Raw genomic sequence first — 19,729 nt, forward strand, 5'->3', positions numbered from 1 at the left:
TGCTGTCGCATCGCCCCGGGACGACGAGACTGACTTCGCACTGCACAATAGCTCGGCAGTCACGGTCGAAATTTAGCCTTGTCTAAAAATGAGGCGTATCGTACTGCTCGGCCGTCCACGCGACGATGCGGGAGAGACCGCGGCGAAGGCTTTCGGCTTTCGTTGCGGCGCCGACGGAGCAACCGCCCCGGAAACTCTCAGGCAAAAGGACCGTTTCGTCAGGACGATCTGGAGAGAGGCGGCGCGATTTCAGGCAATCGTGACGTCCACCGAAGGGGATAGTTCGTTGCGAGATCCGCAGCGGATCAAGCTCTCAGGTACCCGTGACAGATGGGGCGCCGCCAACGGCTTTTGGCCGGCGGTTAGCCGACTCTAAACACGGGAGCCCCGAACCTCATCATGACCCATATCGCCATCATCGGCGCCGGCATCACCGGCGTGACGACCGCCTATGCCCTGCTCGAACGCGGCTTTGAGGTGACGGTGCTCGACAAGCACCGTTACGCCGCGATGGAGACGTCCTTCGCCAACGGCGGGCAGCTCTCCGCATCGAACGCCGAAGTGTGGAACAGCACGGCGACGATCCTGAAGGGCTTGCGCTGGATGTTCCGGCGCGACGCGCCGTTGCTGATGAACCCGCGGCCGAACTGGCACAAGTACTCGTGGATGAGCGAGTTCGTCGCCAACATCGGCAACTACCGCGCCAACACGATCGAGACCACGCGGCTCGCGATCGAAGCGCGCAGGCATCTGTTCGACATCGCGGCACGCGAAGGGATCGACTTCGATCTCGAACGCCGCGGCATCCTCCACATCTATCGTGACAAGGCCGGCTTCGAATCCGGTCTGCGCGTCAACGCACTGCTGCAGGAAGGCGGCCTCGACCGCCGCCCGGTGACGTCAGAGGAAATCCGCAGCATCGAGCCGACACTGCGCAAGGACTATTATGGTGGCTTCTACACGCCGTCGGATGCGACCGGCGATATCCACAAGTTCACCCGCGGGCTGGCGGAAGCCTGCAAGCGGCGTGGCGCGACCTTCATCCACGAGGCCAATATCGATTCGATCGCGCGTGCCGGCAGCGGCTTCGTCATCGGCTGGGCCGATCTGGCCGCGAGCGACAGTGTGGGAGCCGGGCGCGGCGCACTGAACGTGGACGGCGTCGTGGTCTGCGCTGGCGTTGCGAGCCGTCACTTCGCCACCCTGCTCGACGAGCGCGTCAACGTCTATCCGGTGAAGGGCTACTCGATCACCGTGCAGCTCGACACCGCCGAAAGCCGTAACGCCACCCCGACGGTGAGCCTGCTCGACGAGGCCGCAAAGATCGTCACCAGCCGGCTCGGGGCCGACCGCTTTCGCGTCGCCGGCACCGCCGAGTTCAACGACTTCAATCGCGACATCCGCGCCGACCGCGTGCAGCCGCTGATCGACTGGGTGCGCAGCAACTTCCCTGCCGTCGAAACGTCGCGCGTCGTGCCGTGGGCTGGACTGCGCCCGATGATGCCGAACATGATGCCGGTCGTGCGCGCAGGACGGATTCCGGGCGTGTTCTTCAACACCGGCCACGGCCATCTCGGCTGGACCCTGTCGGCAGCAACGGCGCAGATGGTCGCTCAGACCATCGACGGCTGGCGCGGCCTCAACGCTCCACCGACGGCACCTTCACTTGGGGTTGAGCGTGAACTGCGACATGCATCCTGAGTGGTCGATATCGGAGACATGCCGGCCTCTTGCGACGGCGCAGCCCTTGGCACACAATTTGCCCTAAGGGACGGCGTCTCCAGCGGCCTTTCCAGCCCAAGTGTTAGGCATGATAGACACGACAGAGTTCACGGGAGCCTCGATGTTCCACACGTTCGGTAGCCGGAGATAAGTGCATGCTGGGTTATCTAATTCGCCGCGTTCTGGCCGCGGTGCCCGTGATGGGCGTCGTCGCGCTGTTCGTGTTCCTGCTTCTGCGGCTGACGCCCGGCGATCCCGCCGCGATTCTCGCCGGCGACAACGCAACTCCGGAACGGCTCGAGCGCATCCGCACCTCGCTCGGCCTGAACGAGCCCCTGATCGTGCAGTTCATCACCTGGGTGAACAAGCTTCTGCACGGCGACCTCGGGACATCGCTGATCTCGAACCTGCCGGTGATGAAGATGATCGGCCAGCGCGTCGAGCCGTCGATCTCGATCGCGCTGTCGACCATCATCCTCGCCGTGATCGTCGCCGTTCCCTTGGGGGTGATCGCGGCCTGGAAGCACGGCACCTGGATCGATCGCTTCGTGATGGGTCTGTCCGTGCTCGGCTTCTCGGTCCCGGTGTTCGTGGTCGGCTATGTCCTGATCCAGATTTTCGCCATCGACCTGCGCTGGGTGCCGGTGCAGGGCTTCCGCAGCATCTCGAACGGCTTCGGGCCGTTCTTCGAGCGCATCATCCTGCCGACCTGCGCACTGTCCTTCATCTACATCGCCCTGATCGCGCGCATGACGCGCGCGGCGATGCTCGACGTGCTCGGCGAGGACTATGTCCGTACCGCGCGCGCCAAAGGCATCAACGAGGTCGCGGTGATGATGCGCCATGCGCTGCGCAACGCCGCGGTGCCCGTGATCACCGTGATCGGCACCGGCTTTGCGCTGTTGATCTCCGGCGTCGTCGTCACCGAGAGCGTGTTCAACATCCCCGGCATCGGCCGCCTTACCGTGGATGCGGTGCTGGCGCGCGACTATCCGGTGATCCAGGCGATGATCCTCCTGACGTCGCTGATCTATGTCGTCGTCAATCTTCTCATCGACGTCGCCTACACCCTGCTCGATCCCCGGATCCGGTACTGAGGCAAGGATACAAGGACAAACATGTCAGTCGATACCCTTCCCCAGTCGTCCATTCCGATCACGTCGCCGCTGCGGCCGCGATTCGGATTCCTCACCTCGACGCCCATCATTGCGACCGCGACGGTCCTTCTCACGCTGGTCGTGGTGATCTCGATCCTGGCGCCGCTGATCGCGCCCCACGATCCGATCCAGCTCGCGCCGTCGCAGCGGCTCAAGCCCTCCTCTGCACAATTCCTGCTTGGCACCGACGCCTACGGCCGTGACCTGTTGTCGCGCGTGATCTATGGCGGCCGAATCTCGCTTCTGATCGGCATCGGCTCGGCGATCCTGTCGATCGCCATCGGACTCGCGATCGGCCTCGTCTCAGGGTTCTTCAAGCTGGTCGATTCCGTCCTGATGCGCGTCATGGACGGCCTGATGGCGATGCCGAGCATCCTGCTCGCGATCGCCGTGGTCTCGCTGTCCGGTGCCAGCCTCTGGACCGTGTTGATCGCGATCACGATCCCTGAGATTCCGCGGGTGGCGCGCCTGGTACGTTCGGTCGTGCTGTCGGCGCGCGAGGAGCCTTACGTGGAGGCCGCCATCTCGGTCGGCTCCAGCCTGCCGAAGATCATGTGGCGCCACCTGATGCCGAACACGGTCGCACCGCTGATCGTCCAGGGCACCTATGTCTGCGCGAGCGCCATTCTCACCGAGGCCATCCTCTCCTTCCTCGGCGCCGGCATCTCGCCGGAGACGCCGACCTGGGGCAACATCATGGCCGAGGGCCGCCAGTACTTCCAGATCAAGCCGTCGCTGATCTTCTGGCCGGGCCTTTTGCTCTCGATCGCCATCCTCAGCATCAACCTGATCGGCGACGCCGCCCGCGACGCACTCGATCCGCGCATGAAGCAGCGGGAGGGGAAGTGAAATCCTTTACTCCGTCGTTCCGGGGCGCTGCGGAGCACCGAACCCGGAACGACGTTGGAGACATTGCATGACCAACACCATCCTCGACATCAACAACCTCGTCGTTTCCATCGGCAAGAAGCCGAAGGGCGTAAACATCATCGACGGCATCTCGATCCAGGTGCGCGAACGCGAGACGCTGTGCCTCGTCGGCGAAAGCGGCTCGGGCAAGTCGGTGACGTCGCTCACCACCATGGGCCTGCTGCCGAAGGGCACGCTGGTGCCCACCGGCGGCAGCATCAAGCTGGTCGGCGAGGAGCTGCTCACCGCGACCGACCGCCGCCTGCGCCAGCTTCGCGCGACCAAGATGGCCATGATCTTCCAGGAGCCGATGACCGCGCTCAATCCGGTGGTGCCGGTCGGCCGCCAGATCGACGAAGTGCTGCGCGCGCATACCGATCTCGACGCGAAAGCGCGGAAGAAACGTATCCTCGACATGATGGAGCAGGTGCGCCTGCCCCAGGTCGAGCGCATCTTCGCCTCCTATCCGCACCGCCTCTCCGGCGGCCAGCGTCAGCGCATCATGATCGCGATGGCGCTGGTGCTGGAGCCGAAGCTTCTCATTGCCGACGAGCCGACCACCGCGCTCGACGTCACCACGCAGAAGCAGATTCTGACCCTGATCCGCGACCTTCAGCGCGATCACGGCACTGCCGTGCTGTTCATCACTCATGACATGGGCGTGGTCGCCGAGATCGCCGACCGCGTCGCGGTGATGCGGCAGGGCCGCCTCGTCGAGACCGGCCCGCTCGAGACCGTGCTGCGCAATCCGACCATGGAATACACCCGCAACCTGCTCGCCTCGGTGCCGAGCCTGGTGCCGCGGCAGCCCCGCGAAGAGAGCCGCGAGCCGGTCGTGCTGGAGGCCAACGAGCTCAGCAAGGTCTACAAGGAGCGCGCCTTCTTCGGCAAAGGCCGCGAGGTTGTCGCCGCCGACAAGGTCACGCTGACGCTGCGCAAGGGCCGCACCCTCGGCATCGTCGGCGAAAGCGGCTCGGGCAAGTCGACGGTGGCGCGCTGCATCGTCCGCCTGATCGATCCGACCTCCGGAGGCGTGCGCCTCGCGGGCCGCGAGATCGCCGACATCTCGCGCCGCCTGCTCCAGCCGCACCGGCAGAAGATCCAGATCGTGTTCCAGGATCCCTACCGCTCGCTGAACCCGCGCGTGACCGTCGGCGACAGCATCGCGGAAGGCCCGATCAACTACGGCGTCTCCCAGGCCGATGCGATGAAGCGGGCGCGCGAGCTGCTCGAGCTCGTCGGCCTGCCGGCAGATGCGGTGTCGCGCTATCCGCACCAGTTCTCCGGCGGCCAGCGCCAGCGCATCGCCATTGCCCGTGCACTCGCGCTCGATCCGGACGTGCTGGTCGCCGACGAAGCGGTCTCCGCGCTCGACGTCTCCGTGCAGGCACAGGTGCTGGAACTGCTCGACGAGATCCAGAAGCGGCTCGGCATCGCCATCCTGTTCATCACCCACGATTTGCGCGTCGCCGCGCAAATCTGCGACGAGGTCGTGGTGATGCAGCATGGCCGCGTCGTCGAACAGGGTCCCGCCGCCGAAGTGCTGACGCATCCGAAAGAGGCCTACACCAAGGCGCTGCTGGACGCCGCTCCCGGCCGCAACTGGGACTTCGCGAACTTCCGGCCGGTGGCCGAAGGCGTGGGGGCCACCGTGTAGCAACACTCACGGTATCGTCCCTGCGAACGCAGGGACCCATACCGCGGAGTCTATCCTTCGCGTGCGGCGTTAATCCCGAACGACCAGCATTCGCCAAACTCTTTCCTGGGGTTATGGGTCCCTGCGTTCGCAGGGACGACATGGAGAGCTTGGATGCACCGCTACTCACGACACTCACCGCATCCGCAGCATTCCCAAAACAGCTTGAGGCCATGCACGGCGCGATGGCCTCTCACCTTGCTCTCTCCTCAGAGCCAAGGCTAACGTCGCGCACTTTCAAATCTGGACTTGAATTGATGACACGCATCGCCATCGGCGGCTTCCTGCACGAGACCAACACGTTCGCTCCGACCAAGGCGACATTTGCGGACTTCCAGCATGGCGGCGGCTGGCCGGCGATGACGGAAGGCGCCGACGTGCTGAAGGTGATGCGGCGCATCAATGTCGGCCTCGCCGGCTTCGTCGACAGTGCTGCGGCCAGCGGCTGGGAACTCGTTCCGACGATTGCCTGCGGGGCGAGCCCCTCCGCACACGTCACCAAGGACGCCTTCGAACGCATCGTGAAGGTGATGGTCGACGGCATCGCCGCCGCCGGGCCGATCGATGCAGTCTATCTCGACCTGCACGGCGCCATGGTGACGGAGCATCTCGATGATGGCGAGGGCGAGATCCTGGCGCGCGTGCGCCGCGTCATCGGCAAGGATGTTCCGCTCGTCACCAGCCTCGATCTCCATGCCAACGTCACGCCCGAGATGATCGCGCATGCGGACGCGTTGATCGCCTACCGCACCTATCCGCATGTCGACATGGCCGAGACCGGCCGCGCCTGCGCAAGGCATCTGGCGCTGCTGCTGCAGACGAAGCAGCGCTTCGCAAAGGCGTTCCGGCAATTGCCGTTCCTGATCCCGATCAGCTGGCAATGCACCAACGATGAGCCGACCAAAGGCATCTACGAAAAGCTTGCCGCGCTGGAGGGCGATGCGGTCCCGACACTCTCTTTCGCGCCCGGCTTCCCGGCCGCGGATTTCCGCGATTGCGGGCCGAGCGTATTCGCCTATGGCAAGACGCAAGCGGATGCCGACCGCGCAGCCGATGCGATCGTGAAGCTGATCGAAAGCCACGAGGACGATTTCGACGGCAAGATCTGGTCGCCTGACGATGGCGTGCGCCATGCCATGGAACTTTCGCAGAATGCGAGCAAGCCGATCATTATCGCCGACACCCAGGACAATCCCGGCGCCGGCGGCGATTCCGACACGACAGGCATGCTGCGCGCGCTGGTGCGCAACAAGGCGAGCGCGGCGACCGGCGCGATCTACGATCCGGAATCGGCCAGGGCCGCGCATGCGGCCGGCGTCGGCGCCAGCGTGACGCTCTCGCTCGGCGGCAAGTCCGGCATTCCCGGCGATGAGCCCTATCGCGAGACCTTCGTGGTCGAAAAGCTCTCCGACGGCCGCTTCATCGCGCCCGGCCCCTATTACGGCGGCCGCGAGATGGAGATGGGACCGTCCGCCTGCCTGCGCATCGGCGACGTCCGCGTGGTCGTTTCTTCGCACAAGGCGCAGCTCGCCGACCAGGCGATGTACCGCTATGTCGGCATCGAGCCGACCGCGCAGAAGATCCTGGTCAACAAGAGCTCGGTGCATTTCCGCGCCGATTTCGAGCCGATCGCCGAGAAGCTGATGATCTGCGCCGCCCCCGGCGCAATGCCGGCCGACACCGCTTCCCTGCCCTGGACGCGGCTGCGGCCGGGCATCCGCATCAAACCGAACGGCCCTGTTTTCGATCCTTCTTCACGCTAACTGGACAGGACACATGCCCACGATCGACCGCATCGACGGCTACGCCGACGAACTCACCGCTATCAGGCGCGACCTCCACGCTCACCCCGAGATCGGCTTCGAGGAAGTGCGCACCTCCGGCATCGTCGCCGACAAGCTGAAGAGCTGGGGCATCGAGGTGCATCGCGGCCTCGGCGGCACCGGCGTGATCGGCGTCATCAAGGGCAAGGGTTCGAGCGGCAAGCGCATCGGCCTGCGCGCCGACATGGACGCGCTGCCGATGGAGGAGAACACCAATCTGAAGTGGAGTTCGAAGATCCCCGGCCGCTTCCACGGCTGCGGCCATGACGGCCACACCACCATGCTGCTCGGGACCGCGCGCTATCTCGCCGAGACCAGGAACTTCGACGGCACCGTGCACCTGATCTTCCAGCCGGCCGAGGAAGGCCTCGGCGGCGCCCGCGCCATGATCAAGGACGGCCTGTTCGAGAAGTTTCCCTGCGACGAGCTCTACGGCCTGCACAACGCGCCCGACCTCAACCACGGTGAGATCGCGATCCTGCCCGGCCCCGCGATGGCCAGCGCCGACTTCTTCGACCTCCGCATCACCGGCTACGGCGCGCATGGCGCGATGCCCGAACGCTCCAAGGACGCGGTGATCATCGCGACCACGCTGGCGCAGGCGATTCAGACCATCGTCAGCCGCAACGTCGAGCCGCTGCAGGCCGCCGTGATCTCGATCACCCAGATTCACGCCGGTTCCGCCTACAACGTCATTCCCGGCGACGCGCATCTTTGCGGCACCATCCGCACCTTCTCGAAAGAAGTCCGCACCCTGATCGCCGAGCGCATCCGGACCATCTGCGCCGGAATCGCGAGCGCCTATAGCTGCGTGATCGACGTCGACATCCGCGACACCTTCGACGTGCTGGTCAACCAGGCCGAGCAGTCCAAGGTGGTCGAGGAGGTCGCGCGCACCATCGTCGATCCCGCCAACGTGATCACCCGTACTCAACCGAAGATGGGCAGCGAGGATTTTGCCGACATGCTGCAGACCGTCCCCGGCGCGTATTTCTGGGTTGGCCATGACGGCTCGGTGCCCGTGCACAATCCCGGCTTCGTGCTCGACGACAAGATCCTGCCGATCGGCGCCAGCATGTTCGCCCGCATCATCGAGACGCGCATGCCGGTGGGTGGCAATGCATAAAAAGAGCGTCGAAGAGGCGGTCACCTCGCTGCACGATCTGTCCGCGGTCGATCTGATCGCGGGCTATCGTGCAAAGCAGTTCTCGCCGAGCGAGGTGCTGGAGGATTTGCTCGCGCACGTCGCTGCGTGGGAGCCGCACCTCAAGGCACTCTATGCGTTCGATCCCGATGGCGCGCGCGAGGCTGCAAAGGCCTCGACCGCGCGCTGGACTGGCGGCGAGCCGTCCGGCGCGCTGGACGGCGTCCCTGTCACGGTGAAGGACAACATCGCAACCAAGGGCGTGCCGGTGCCGCTGGGCGCGGCCAGTGTCAAGCTCGTGCCGGCCGAGAAGGATGCCCCGCCGGCTGCGCGGCTGCGCGAGGCCGGCGCGATCATCTTCGCCAAGACCACCATGCCCGATTACGGCATGCTGTCCTCCGGTCTCTCCAGCTTCCATGCGCTGGCGCGCAATCCCTGGGACCTCTCCAGGAATCCCGGCGGCTCCAGCGCAGGCGCCGGCGCTGCCGCGGCGGCCGGCTACGGTCCCTTGCATCTCGGCACCGATATCGGCGGCTCGGTGCGCCTGCCCGCCGGCTGGTGCGGCCTCGTCGGCCTGAAACCGAGCTTCGGCCGCGTGCCGATCGATCCCACCTATGTCGGCCGCGTCGCCGGTCCCATGACCCGCACGGTCGATGATTGCGCGCTGATGATGAGCGCGATCGCAAAGCCCGACCGGCGCGACGGCATGAGCCTGCCGGCCGAACCTCTCAACTGGAAGGGGCTGGAGAAGTCGCCGCGAAAACTGCGCATCGGCCTGATGCTCGATCCCGGCTGCGGACTGCCGCTGGAGAAACCGGTGCGCGAGGTCGCGGTGAAGGCGGCGAAGGCGTTCGAATCCGCAGGCGCCGTCGTGACCGAGGTCGAGGGCATCCTCACCCGCGAGATGCTCGACGGCCTCGACAATTTCTGGCGCGCGCGGATGTGGGACGATCTGTCGAAACTGACGCCGGCCGAGCAGGCAAAGGTGCTGCCCTATATCTTCGAGTGGGGCGAGTCCGGCGCCAAGCTGTCGGGCGTCGACGTGATCCGCGGCTTCAACCAGACCATGGCGATCCGCGCAGCGGCGTCAAAGCTGTTCTGCGAGCTCGACTACGTGATCTCGCCGACTGCGCCGAACGTGAACTATCCGGCGGAATGGGCCTCGCCGACGAACGATCCCATGAAGCCGTTCGAGCACATCGCCTATACCGTGCCGTGGAATATGTCGGAGAACCCCGCGATCTCCGTCAATGGCGGCTTCGATGCCAAGGGCTTTCCGATCGGCGTGCAGATCGTCGGCCGACGCTTCGACGACATCGGCGTGCTCGGCATGGCCAAGGCGTTCGAGGGCCTGCGTGGCCCGCAGCGGCCCTGGCCCAAGCCGCCGACGAAGTAGCGACGCGCATCTAGCGTCTCAACACAACTCGTCATGCGCGGGCTCGATCCGCGCATCCATCCTCTTCAAAAAAGATGGATTGCCGGGTCAAGCCCGGCAATGACAGAATTGATTCAAGAATGACAAGGAAGGAAACAACCATGGCGTATGAGACGATCAAATACGAGGTCGCCGAGCAGATCCTCACGATCACGCTGAATCGGCCCGACAAGCTCAACGCCTTCAACGCGCAGATGCAAGCAGAGCTGATCGACGCGTTCGACGCGGCCGACAAGGACGACAACGTCCGCGCCATTATCGTCACCGGCGCCGGCCGCGGTTTTTGCGCGGGCGCGGATCTTTCGTCCGGTGCCGACACGTTCGACCGCGACGCGCGGCGGGGGCCTGTAAGGCGTTTGGCCGACGGCAAGGTCGATTACAGCGATCCGCAGGTTCGCGACGGCGGCGGCCAGGTCACCTTGCGCATCTTCAAGTGCCTCAAGCCGGTCATCGCCGCGGTGAACGGGCCTGCCGTCGGCATCGGCGTCACCATGCAGCTCGCGATGGATATCCGCATTGCCTCGGAGGCCGCGCGGTTCGGCTTCGTGTTCTCCCAGCGCGGCATCGTGCCGGAGGCCGCCTCGAGTTGGTTCCTGCCGCGCATCGTCGGCATCTCGCAGGCGTTGGAATGGTGCTATTCGGGCCGGGTCTTCCCGGCGCAGGAGGCACTCGCCGGGCGTCTCGTCAGCAAGGTCGTCGCGCCGGATGATCTCCTGCCAACCGCCCGCGCGCTCGCCAAGGAATTTGCCGCGAAGACCGCGCCGGTCTCGGTCGCGCTGATCCGCCAGATGATGTGGCGCATGATGGGGGCGGACGATCCGATGGAGGCCCACAAGGTCGACAGTCGCGGCATCTACGCCCGCGGCCGCTCCGGCGACGTCAAGGAAGGCGTGGTGTCGTTCCTGGAAAAGCGTCCCGCGCAGTTCAAGGACAAGGTATCGACCGACATGCCGGATTATTTCCCGTGGTGGACGGAACGGGAGTACAAGTAAAGACGACCCAGCGCGCCATAACGTGCAACTCGGCTGTTTGATCCATGCCAAGCGCGCATGGACAATGGGCCGACATCCTGCTGCATCGCAAAATCACATTGCGGTATCGTCCGCCCCGTACAGGGAAGCGATACGATGCAACTTTGCCTGCGAATGGCGGCTCTCGCGCCACTCGTCCTTGCCGGCTGCGCCGGGCAGGACGCAGAGTGGGCGCAGCGCGGACGGGCCAGCCTGATCGGTCTGGATCAGTCGGCGATCCGCATGTGCGCCGGCTTGCCGGCCGGAACCGCCAAGGACGGCTCGGGCGAGATCTGGATGTACGAGCACGCTGCGAGTCCGCCCGGCGGGATCGCGCCGCCCACACTGACGCTTCCGCCCGGTCTGAATATCGGAGGCCAGGCGCCTTCAGGCTATTGTCGCGTCCAGCTGCGCTTCGTTTGCGGCAAGGTCACGGAGGTGCAATATGCCGGGAATACCGACATTGGAAGTGCGCGTGACGCCGCCTGTGGCCAGATCGTGAAAACTTGCCTCGGCTATGGAGCCGGTGGCCGCGAAGCCGTCGCGCGGGCGTCACATCAGTAGCGCGACCCGCCCGATCGCCTTGCGATCGATCAACAGCCGCATCGCCTTCGCATGGTCCTCCAGTGGCAGGCGATGCGAGACGTTGGGGCGCAGCTTGCCCTCCTCCGCCCATTGCAGCAGCATCTTTAGGCGCGCTTCGCCAAGCGCAGGATTTCTCCGCACCGCTTCGCCGGCGCGCACACCGAGCACGCTGGCGCCCTTGATCAGCAGCAGATTGGTCCTGGCCGAGCCGATGCCGCCGGTGAAGCCGATCACGAGGAGCCGAGCGCCCCAGGCGATGCAGCGCATCGAGTCTTCAAAGACCTGGCCGCCGACGGGGTCGAACACGACGTCCGCGCCGCGCCCCCCGGTGATGCGCTTGACGGCATCGCGAAAGGACTCGCGGTCGTAGCGTACGAGATGATCGGCGCCGCGCGATTTCGCGATCGCAAGCTTCTCGTCGCTTGAAGCCGTCGCAATCACGATCGCGCCCAGCATCTTGCCGATCTCGACCGCGGCCAGCCCGACGCCGCCGCCGGCACCATGCACCAGCAGCACCTCACCCGGCTCGACCCGGCCGCGATCGATCAGCGCGTGATACGCGGTGCCATGACCGGCAAGATAAGTCGCGGCCTCGGCGTAGTCGAACGTCGATGGCATCGGCGTGAGTTGGGCCGGCGTTACCGCCACTTCATCAGCGAAGGCACCATGGCGCATCTTGACGATGACCTTGTCGCCAACCGCAACGCCGCTTGCCTCCGATCCCACCTCGGTGACATCGCCGGCAGCTTCCATCCCGGGCGTGAACGGCAGTTCAGGCTTCAGCTGATAGTCGCCGGCCGCCATCAGCACGTCAGGGAAATTCAGGCCGGCGGCGCGGATCGCGACGCGCACCTCGCCCGGCTTCAGAGCGCGCGAGGCAAACTCCTCCAGCCGCAACGTCTCGGGCGCACCGAGCGCGCGGCAGACGACAGCGCGCACCATCAGGCCGCGCTCGCCTTGCTGCGCAGCAGCGCCTCGCGGATCAACGGCAGGCGATCATTTCCGAAATACATGTCGGTCTTGTTCACGAAGATGGTCGGCGAGCCGAAGCCGCCGCGGGCGACGACCTCTTCAGTGTTCGCCTTGAGCTGGTCCTTGATCCCCTGCTCCGAAATCCCGGCGAAGAATTTCTGCTCGTCGATGCCAACCTTCCTGCAAATCTCGGCAAGCACCACGTCCTGCGAAATATCCTTGTCCTCGCCCCAATAGGCCTCGAACACCGCCGTTGCGAACGGCACCATGTCCTTGCCGAGCCAGATGCAGCCGCGCATGGCCTTGACGCTGTTCACCGGAAACACCGTGGGTGGCATCTTGATCGACAGGCCGGCCGAGCGCGCCCAGTCCTGAAGATCCTTTTTCATGTAGCGCGCCTTCAGCGGAACCGGCTTTTCGCGCTGGGCGTAGACGCTCGGATTGACCGTGTTGAAGATGCCGCCGACCAGGATCGGCCGCCAGGTGATCTCGGCGCCCAGCTCCTTGGCCAGCGGCTGGATGTTGTGGAAGGCGAGATAGGTCCAGGGGCTGGAACAGTCGAAGAAGAATTCGATCATGGCATTTCCTTGTTTGTTTGTCCCGCTCTCTCCTCCGTCATTGCGAGGAGCGAAGCGACGAAGCAATCCAGAGTCCCTCCGTGGAAAGATTCTGGAATGCTCCGCTTCGCTCGCAATGACGGGATGGAGCGGAAGTCTACTTCCTTCCCAACACTTCCTTAGCCCTTTGCCCGAACATGATCTTGCGTGATTCCTCGTCGAACGGCTCTTTCACGAACTTGCCGATCGCGAGCCCGGCCTGCACCTGCGGCCTCGCACGAACCTCGGCATACCAGCGTTTCACGTTCGGATAGTCGTCGAGTGTAAAGCCTTGCGCCTTGTGGGTCATGGTCCATGGGAAGCAGGCGATATCGGCGATGGAATAGTCGCCGGCGACAAAAGCCCCGGTCTTGCCGAGCTGGCGATCGAGCACGCCGTAGAGCCGCGCTGCCTCGTCGCGATAGCGTTCGATCGCATAGGGGATCTTCTCCGCCGCGTAGAGCGCAAAATGCCCATGCTGGCCGAGCATCGGTCCGAGCCCGGCCATCTGCCACATCACCCATTGGATGGCGGTCGAGCGCCCGCGCAGGTCCGTTGGCAAGAACCGGCCGGTCTTCTCCGCGAGATAGATCAGGATGGCGCCGGTCTCGAAGGCCGAGAACGGCGGCCCGCCGTCGGCAGGATCGTGATCGACGATGGCCGGGATACGGTTGTTCGGGGAGATCGCGAGAAACTCCGGGTTGAACTGCTCGCCGGCGCGGATGTTCACGGGCTTCACGCTGTAGGGAAGCCCGAGTTCCTCCAGCATGATCGAGATTTTCCAGCCATTCGGGGTCGGCGCGTAATAGAGATCGATCACGACCTTTCCATTGGCCTTTCCCTGGCCTTCCCTGTCGTCGCCTCCGCATAGAGAGCGACTTTTGTTGTTCTGTACCTCGACGTTAGGACATGGCAGGAAGGGGCGCAACACAACCTGCCGGGAGGGCCGCCATGCTGTTTCCAACCACGATCGCCGGCTCCTTGCCGAAGCCGGAATGGCTGGCCGAACCCAACATGCTCTGGGCGCCCTGGAAGTCACAGGCCGACGAGCTGCTCCGGGCCAAGCGCGATGCGACCTTGATCTGGCTGAAGATCCAGGAGGATGCCAGCATCGACATCGTCACCGAGGGCGAGCAGGCCCGGCAGCATTTCGTCCACGGCTTCCTGGAGAAGATCGAGGGCATCGATTTCGCCCACAAGGTCGAGATGGGCATCCGCAAGGACCGCTACAAGGCGATGGTGCCGCAGGTGGTCGCCCCGCTCCGGCTCAAGGGACGCGTCCATGACTTCGAGGCCCGCGTGGCGCGTACTCATACGAAGAAGAAGCTGAAGTTCACCCTGCCCGGCCCAATGACCATCATCGACACCATTGCCGATCGCTACTATGGCGACCGCGTGAAGATGGCCTTTGCCTTCGCCGAGCTGCTCAACGAGGAGGCCAAGGCGTTGCAAGCCGACGGCGTCGATCTCGTGCAGTTCGACGAGCCGGCCTTCAACGTCTACATGGACGAGGTCAACGACTGGGGCATCAAGGCGCTGGAGCGCGCCGCGCAGGGCCTCACTTGCGCCACCGCCGTTCACATCTGCTACGGCTACGGCATCAAGGCGAACACCGACTGGAAGGAAACACTCGGTGCGCAATGGCGGCAGTACGAGCAGATCTTCCCGGCAATCGACGCGAGCCCGATCCAGCAGGTTGCGATCGAGTGCCGCAATTCCAAGGTGCCGCTCGACCTGCTGGCGCTGCTCAAGACCAAGATCGTGCAGGCCGGCGTGATAGACGTCGCCAGCGACACGGTGGAGACCGCCGAGGACGTCGTCCAGGTGATCGATGCGGTGTCGAAATTCGTGCCCAAGAGCAACATCATCGCCACCACCAATTGCGGCATGGCGCCGATGCGGCGGGAGATCGCCGAAGCCAAGCTGATGGCGCTCGGCGCCGGCGCCGCGCTGGCGCGCGAGAGACTGGGCTGACGCCGGTGATCCGCGGCGTACTCTGTTAGTCCAGAGCGGTCGGATGCAGCGCCGGTCGATATCCGGCGCTGAACGCCCGCAGCGTCGACGGGGGCGTCAGCAGCATCGGACGCTCCAGCGCGTGGTCGGCGCGGGCGTAGCCGGCCGGCGACCAAAGCAGCGGCTGGCCTTTCATCACAAGAAAGCTCTGCTCGCCCTGCTGCACCATCGCGCCGTCGGGTAAGTCTGCGAGCGGCCCTCGCAGCGCGTGCAACCGCTTGCGGCCACGATCGAGACGCTCCAGGTGCAGCTTTGCGTCCATCGCCTTTGCGCTCACCTTGCTTGCGCCGTTTCCCCTCTCCCATGCCGCGCGAAACCGGTTGGCATCGTCACGCCGGCAGAAGAAGCATGGGCGATGTCCGGCAGCAAAGGCAGTGGCTTCATCGAGGAAGAACAGCTCGGTCCAGCTCCGCCGCGCCATCACCGGCCGCCGCCAGCCGCGGAACTCGCACAGACAAATGATCCAGGCCGGCGACGACCATCGCTTCTTCAGCAGCGTCTTCGTTGCGGGATCGTGGATGATGCCGCGGTTGCCGGTGAACAGGCCGCGATGCGGCGTGGCGATGATGTCGCCGGTCGGGGTGACACGGTTTTGCAGGGGCATGGTGCCTCGACCGGTCATTGCGAGGAGCGGAGCGACGAAGCAACCAGATTGCTTCCGCGGGAAGATTCTGGATTGCTTCGCTGCGCTCGCAATGACCGGAATGATCACGCCGCGCCGTCACGCAGCGGCGGGTGGTAGGACAGCGCGGTGTCCCAGGGGAAGAAGATCCAGGTGTCCTGCGAGACTTCCGTGATGAAGGTGTCGACCAGGGGGCGTCCCATCGGCTTGGCGTAGACGGTGGCGAAATGCGCATCGGGCAGCATCTCGCGCACCAGCCTGCCGGTCTTGCCGGTGTCGACGAGGTCGTCGACGATCAGGAGCCCCTTGCCGGTGCCGCCGCCGAGCTTCATCGCCGCTTCGGAAATGCCCTTGAGGACCTGGAGCTCGCCCTGCTTGTTGTGGTCGTAGCTCGCGATGCAGACCGTGTCGATCACGCGCACGCCGAGCTCGCGCGCCACGATCGCGGCCGGCACCAGGCCGCCGCGGGTGATCGCGATCACCGCGTGGAACGGACCGACTTCGTTGAGCCGCCAGGTCAGCGCCCGGCAATCCCGGTGGAACTGGTCCCACGAGACCGGAAAGGCCTTGCCTGCCCGCTCCTGCGCACTCAGCTCCGGTGCTTCACCAGCCATCGTCGTCTCCTGCTTCGTCCGCCGGCAAAGTCACTGCTAGCGGTTGATGTTCAATCCCGCCAGCATTTCCTTCACCGCGGCCATCGCCGCGGCCAGCTTCTCCGGATCGCGCGAGCGCACCACCAGATTGGTGTTCGGCTTCTGCTCCTCGTCCATGAAGGGATAGCTGCCGATGATGGTGTCGGGATGGGCCGTGGCGATCGCCCGCAGCGGGCCGCCGATGTCGCCCTCGCGCGCATTGGCGCGGACCGATTCGGAGAGCATGCGCACGCCCGATTTCAGCTTGGGCGAGACGATATCCATCATCGCCTGCATGATCGACGGCACGCCGGCCATGACGATGACGTTGCCGATCTTGAAGCCGGGAGCGAGAATGGTGGCACTCTGGATCAGCTCGGCACCGTCGGGGATGCGGGCCATGCGCAGGCGGGCCTCGTTGAGGTCCTGCTCGCTCCAGCGCTCGCGGAAGCGGGCGACGACCTCCGGATGGTGATCGATACCGACGCCGAACGCCTTGGCCACGGCATCGGCGGTGATGTCGTCATGCGTCGGGCCGATGCCACCCGTGGTGAAGACGTAGCTGTAGCGATGCCGCAGTGCGTCCAGGGCGGCGATGATGTCGGCCTCGTCGTCGGAGACGATCCGGACCTCCTTCAGGTCGATGCCGATATTGGTCAGGTATTCGGCGATGAAGCCGATATTCTTGTCCTTGGTCCGGCCGGACAGGATTTCGTCCCCAATGACCAGAATGCCCGCCGTGACGATGTCGCTCATGCCTTAAGTCCCTCACCTGTGACGCCGACTTTGCCGAGGTAACACGTTGAAGTCACGCAGTTTTGCTTCTGAAATAAGCAGTCCTCAGCCATTTTTTCAGGCAAGCCGCCGGCCGTCCCCGGCAAATGCCCCTCCTCCATGCTTATCGCGCTGGCCCGGCCCTTGCTACCTCCTACGGAAGTCATGCACTCTTCACGGCATGGCCATAGGACGTTGCGGTCCTCAGCAAGGCCGAAACGACCTGATCAATGGCGCAACGCCTTGGGGGAGAACAGTCGGATTCTATGGCAGTCGCGTTTGACGAAATGAATATTCCCGGCGGAGACCTTCGCCCCGCTTATCAGGAGCTGGCGCGCTGGCTCAAGGAAACGCCGCCCGAAGCCCTCGAATATCGGCGCCAGGAGGCCGAGCTCCTGTTCCGCCGGATCGGCATTACCTTCGCCGTCTACGGCGATTCCGAGTCGACCGAGCGCCTAATTCCCTTCGACGTGATCCCGCGGATCATGTCCGGCAAGGAATGGGCGCGACTGGAGAAGGGCCTGAAGCAGCGCGTGCGCGCGCTCAACATGTTCCTGCGCGACATCTATCACGGCCGCGACATCCTCCGCGCCGAGATCGTACCCGACGATCTGATCTTCCAGAACCCGGTGTTCCGCCCGGAGATGAACGGCCAGCAAGTGCCGCATGACGTCTACGTGCACATCGCCGGCATCGACATCGTCCGGGTCGACGCCGAGGACTTCATCGTGCTGGAGGATAACGCCCGCACCCCCTCGGGCGTGTCCTACATGCTGGAGAACCGCGAGATCATGATGCGGCTGTTTCCGGATCTGTTCGCCCGCCACAGGGTGGCGCCGGTCGAGCGCTATCCGGACGAGTTGCTCGCAGCCCTGCGCTCGGTCGCGCCGCTGAGCGCATCCAGCGAGCCGACCGTCGCCCTGCTCACGCCCGGCGTCTACAACTCCGCCTATTACGAGCACTCGTTCCTCGCCGACAAGCTCGGCATCGAGTTGGTCGAAGGCCGCGACCTCATCGTCAAGAACAACGAAGTGTTCATGCGAACGACGGAAGGGCTGAAGCGGGTCGACGTGATCTATCGCCGTGTCGACGACGATTTCCTCGATCCCCTCACCTTCCGTCCCGATTCCGTGCTCGGCGTCCCCGGGCTGATGTCGGCCTACGCGGCCGGCAACATCACGCTCGCCAACGCCGTCGGTACCGGCATCGCCGACGACAAGGCGATCTACTCCTACATGCCTGATATCGTGAAGTTCTATCTCGGCGAGGAGCCGATCCTCAAGAACGTGCCGACCTGGCGCTGCCGCGAGCCGAAGGACCTCGCCTATGTGCTGGACAATCTGAGCGAGCTCGTCGTCAAGGAAGTGCACGGCTCCGGCGGCTACGGCATGCTGATCGGCCCCGCTGCGACCAAGGCGACGATCGAAGCGTTCCGCGACAAGCTCAAGCGCGAGCCGGAAGGTTTCATCGCGCAGCCGACGCTGGCGCTGTCGACTTGCCCGACCTGCACCGCATCCGGCCTCGCCCCGCGCCACGTCGACTTGCGGCCCTTCGTGCTCACGGGCAGCAAGAGCACCACCATCGTGCCCGGCGGGCTCACCCGCGTCGCGCTCAAGGAAGGCTCCCTGGTGGTGAATTCAAGCCAGGGCGGCGGCACCAAAGACACCTGGATCCTGGACGAGTAGAGAGATGCTGTCGCGTACCGCCGAAAACCTCTACTGGCTCGCCCGCTACGTCGAGCGGGCCGAATATCTCGCGCGCACCATCGATGCGACGTTGCGCGTCACCGCGCTTCCCGCCGCCTATATCGGCAAGACCAATGAATGGGATTCGGCGCTGCTCACCGCCGGGGTCGCCGCCAGCTTCTATCAGGCCTATGAGGAAGCCAACGAACACAACGTCGTCGAGTATCTCTCGTTCTCGATGGACAATCCGTCCTCGATCAGGAACTGCATCGAGGCGGCGCGGCTGAACTCGCGCTCGGTGCGCACCGCGCTCACCAGCGAGATGTGGGACACCATCAATTCGGCCTGGATCGAGCTTCAGGCGGTCTGGAGCAAGGGCGCCTCGACGCGCGAGGACCTCGCCAAATTCCTCCGCTTCGTGCAGGAGACCTCGCTGCGCTTCGACGGTTCGGCCTACCGGACGATGCTGCGTAACGACGCCTATTGGTTCTCGCGGATGGGTGTGCACCTGGAGCGCGCCGACAACACCGCGCGCATTCTCGACGTGAAATACCACGTGCTGCTGCCCGAGGAGGAGCATGTCGGCGGCCCGCTCGACTTCTATCAATGGAGCTCGATCCTGCGCTCGGTTTCGGCGCTGACCGCCTATCACTGGGTCTACCGCGAGACGCTGAAACCGTGGTTGATCGCGGATCTCCTCATCCTCAACGACACGCTGCCGCGCTCGCTCGCCAGCTGCTACGGCAATCTCGTGCGCAACCTCGACCAGATCGGCGTTGCCTATGGCCGCCAGGGCCCGGCCCAGCGCCACGCCCGCGGTATCCGCAACCGGCTGGAACACAGCAACATGGACGACATTTTCCAGCATGGCGTGCATGAATTCATTCAGGAATTCATCACGGACAATTCCAGGCTGGGCGAGATCATCACGAAGCAGTATTTGATCTGATACAC

The 19,729-nt window shown here is 64.7% G+C and carries 18 protein-coding genes and 2 riboswitches; of the genes, 12 read left to right on the forward strand and 6 right to left on the reverse strand.

Annotated features, from left to right (window positions below; all coding sequences use genetic code 11):
- The first annotated feature begins 118 nt into the window (after positions 1-118).
- A riboswitch (glycine riboswitch) is annotated at positions 119-223 on the forward strand.
- A gap of 3 nt (positions 224-226) precedes the next feature.
- Positions 227-332: riboswitch (glycine riboswitch) on the forward strand.
- 67 nt (positions 333-399) lie between these two features.
- From EHH60_RS26045 to EHH60_RS26085, 9 genes are all read left to right on the forward strand, one after another.
- Positions 400-1,701, forward strand: a complete 1,302-nt coding sequence (locus EHH60_RS26045) for a D-amino acid dehydrogenase (RefSeq protein WP_124162253.1) — start codon at positions 400-402, stop codon at positions 1,699-1,701.
- Positions 1,702-1,877: 176 nt separating this feature from the next.
- Positions 1,878-2,819: an ABC transporter permease gene (locus EHH60_RS26050; protein WP_199752020.1), complete on the forward strand. Its 942-nt coding sequence runs from the start codon at positions 1,878-1,880 to the stop codon at positions 2,817-2,819.
- A gap of 21 nt (positions 2,820-2,840) precedes the next feature.
- Positions 2,841-3,728: an ABC transporter permease gene (locus tag EHH60_RS26055; protein WP_124162254.1), complete on the forward strand. Its 888-nt coding sequence runs from the start codon at positions 2,841-2,843 to the stop codon at positions 3,726-3,728.
- A 67-nt stretch (positions 3,729-3,795) separates the two neighbouring features.
- Positions 3,796-5,445: an ABC transporter ATP-binding protein gene (locus EHH60_RS26060; RefSeq protein ID WP_124162255.1), complete on the forward strand. Its 1,650-nt coding sequence runs from the start codon at positions 3,796-3,798 to the stop codon at positions 5,443-5,445.
- A gap of 296 nt (positions 5,446-5,741) precedes the next feature.
- Positions 5,742-7,247, forward strand: a complete 1,506-nt coding sequence (locus EHH60_RS26065; protein WP_124162256.1) for a M81 family metallopeptidase — start codon at positions 5,742-5,744, stop codon at positions 7,245-7,247.
- A gap of 13 nt (positions 7,248-7,260) precedes the next feature.
- Complete coding sequence (locus EHH60_RS26070; RefSeq protein WP_124162257.1) at positions 7,261-8,433, forward strand: M20 aminoacylase family protein; 1,173 nt, start codon at positions 7,261-7,263, stop codon at positions 8,431-8,433.
- Complete coding sequence (locus EHH60_RS26075) at positions 8,426-9,847, forward strand: amidase (protein WP_124162258.1); 1,422 nt, start codon at positions 8,426-8,428, stop codon at positions 9,845-9,847. The genes EHH60_RS26070 and EHH60_RS26075 overlap by 8 nt, the downstream gene beginning before the upstream one ends.
- 140 nt (positions 9,848-9,987) lie before the next feature.
- Complete coding sequence (locus EHH60_RS26080; RefSeq protein WP_124162259.1) at positions 9,988-10,878, forward strand: crotonase/enoyl-CoA hydratase family protein; 891 nt, start codon at positions 9,988-9,990, stop codon at positions 10,876-10,878.
- Positions 10,879-11,013: 135 nt separating this feature from the next.
- Complete coding sequence (locus EHH60_RS26085) at positions 11,014-11,460, forward strand: hypothetical protein (RefSeq protein WP_124162260.1); 447 nt, start codon at positions 11,014-11,016, stop codon at positions 11,458-11,460.
- Here EHH60_RS26085 and EHH60_RS26090 read toward each other — a convergent pair.
- The 3 genes from EHH60_RS26090 to EHH60_RS26100 all read right to left on the reverse strand — a co-directional run bounded on the left by EHH60_RS26090 (position 11,449) and on the right by EHH60_RS26100 (position 13,869).
- Complete coding sequence (locus EHH60_RS26090) at positions 11,449-12,423, reverse strand: NADPH:quinone oxidoreductase family protein (RefSeq protein ID WP_124162261.1); 975 nt, start codon at positions 12,421-12,423, stop codon at positions 11,449-11,451. The two genes, EHH60_RS26085 and EHH60_RS26090, sit on opposite strands and share 12 nt — an antisense overlap.
- Positions 12,423-13,031 carry a 2-hydroxychromene-2-carboxylate isomerase gene (locus EHH60_RS26095; protein ID WP_124162262.1) on the reverse strand — a complete coding sequence of 203 codons (609 nt, stop codon included), beginning with the start codon at positions 13,029-13,031 and terminating at the stop codon, positions 12,423-12,425. Before EHH60_RS26095 ends, EHH60_RS26090 begins: the two co-directional genes overlap by 1 nt.
- Before the next feature lie 136 nt (positions 13,032-13,167).
- On the reverse strand, positions 13,168-13,869 hold the full coding sequence (locus tag EHH60_RS26100) for a glutathione S-transferase N-terminal domain-containing protein (protein ID WP_124162263.1): 702 nt from the start codon (positions 13,867-13,869) through the stop codon (positions 13,168-13,170).
- 131 nt (positions 13,870-14,000) lie between these two features.
- On the opposite strand from EHH60_RS26100, the gene EHH60_RS26105 reads away from it, so the two are divergent.
- The gene (locus tag EHH60_RS26105) at positions 14,001-15,023 is read left to right on the forward strand and encodes a methionine synthase (protein WP_124162264.1); all 1,023 of its coding nucleotides are present in this window, start codon (positions 14,001-14,003) and stop codon (positions 15,021-15,023) included.
- 25 nt (positions 15,024-15,048) lie between these two features.
- On the opposite strand, the gene EHH60_RS26110 is transcribed toward EHH60_RS26105, so the two are convergent.
- The 3 genes from EHH60_RS26110 to EHH60_RS26120 form a co-directional block, all read right to left on the reverse strand.
- The gene (locus EHH60_RS26110; RefSeq protein ID WP_124162265.1) at positions 15,049-15,666 is read right to left on the reverse strand and encodes a hypothetical protein; all 618 of its coding nucleotides are present in this window, start codon (positions 15,664-15,666) and stop codon (positions 15,049-15,051) included.
- 104 nt (positions 15,667-15,770) lie between these two features.
- The gene (gene gpt, locus EHH60_RS26115; RefSeq protein ID WP_124162266.1) at positions 15,771-16,298 is read right to left on the reverse strand and encodes a xanthine phosphoribosyltransferase; all 528 of its coding nucleotides are present in this window, start codon (positions 16,296-16,298) and stop codon (positions 15,771-15,773) included.
- A gap of 36 nt (positions 16,299-16,334) precedes the next feature.
- Positions 16,335-17,072: a competence/damage-inducible protein A gene (locus EHH60_RS26120; RefSeq protein ID WP_124162267.1), complete on the reverse strand. Its 738-nt coding sequence runs from the start codon at positions 17,070-17,072 to the stop codon at positions 16,335-16,337.
- A gap of 284 nt (positions 17,073-17,356) precedes the next feature.
- Between EHH60_RS26120 and EHH60_RS26125 the strand changes: the two genes are divergently transcribed.
- Entirely contained in the window at positions 17,357-18,775 is a 1,419-nt protein-coding gene (locus tag EHH60_RS26125) for a circularly permuted type 2 ATP-grasp protein (RefSeq protein WP_028177331.1), read from the forward strand.
- Between the two features lie 4 nt (positions 18,776-18,779).
- On the forward strand, positions 18,780-19,724 hold the full coding sequence (locus tag EHH60_RS26130; RefSeq protein WP_124162268.1) for an alpha-E domain-containing protein: 945 nt from the start codon (positions 18,780-18,782) through the stop codon (positions 19,722-19,724).
- Positions 19,725-19,729: the final 5 nt, after the last annotated feature.

Origin of the sequence: Bradyrhizobium sp. RP6 (assembly GCF_003837805.1) — a bacterium.
Taxonomy (GTDB): domain Bacteria; phylum Pseudomonadota; class Alphaproteobacteria; order Rhizobiales; family Xanthobacteraceae; genus Bradyrhizobium.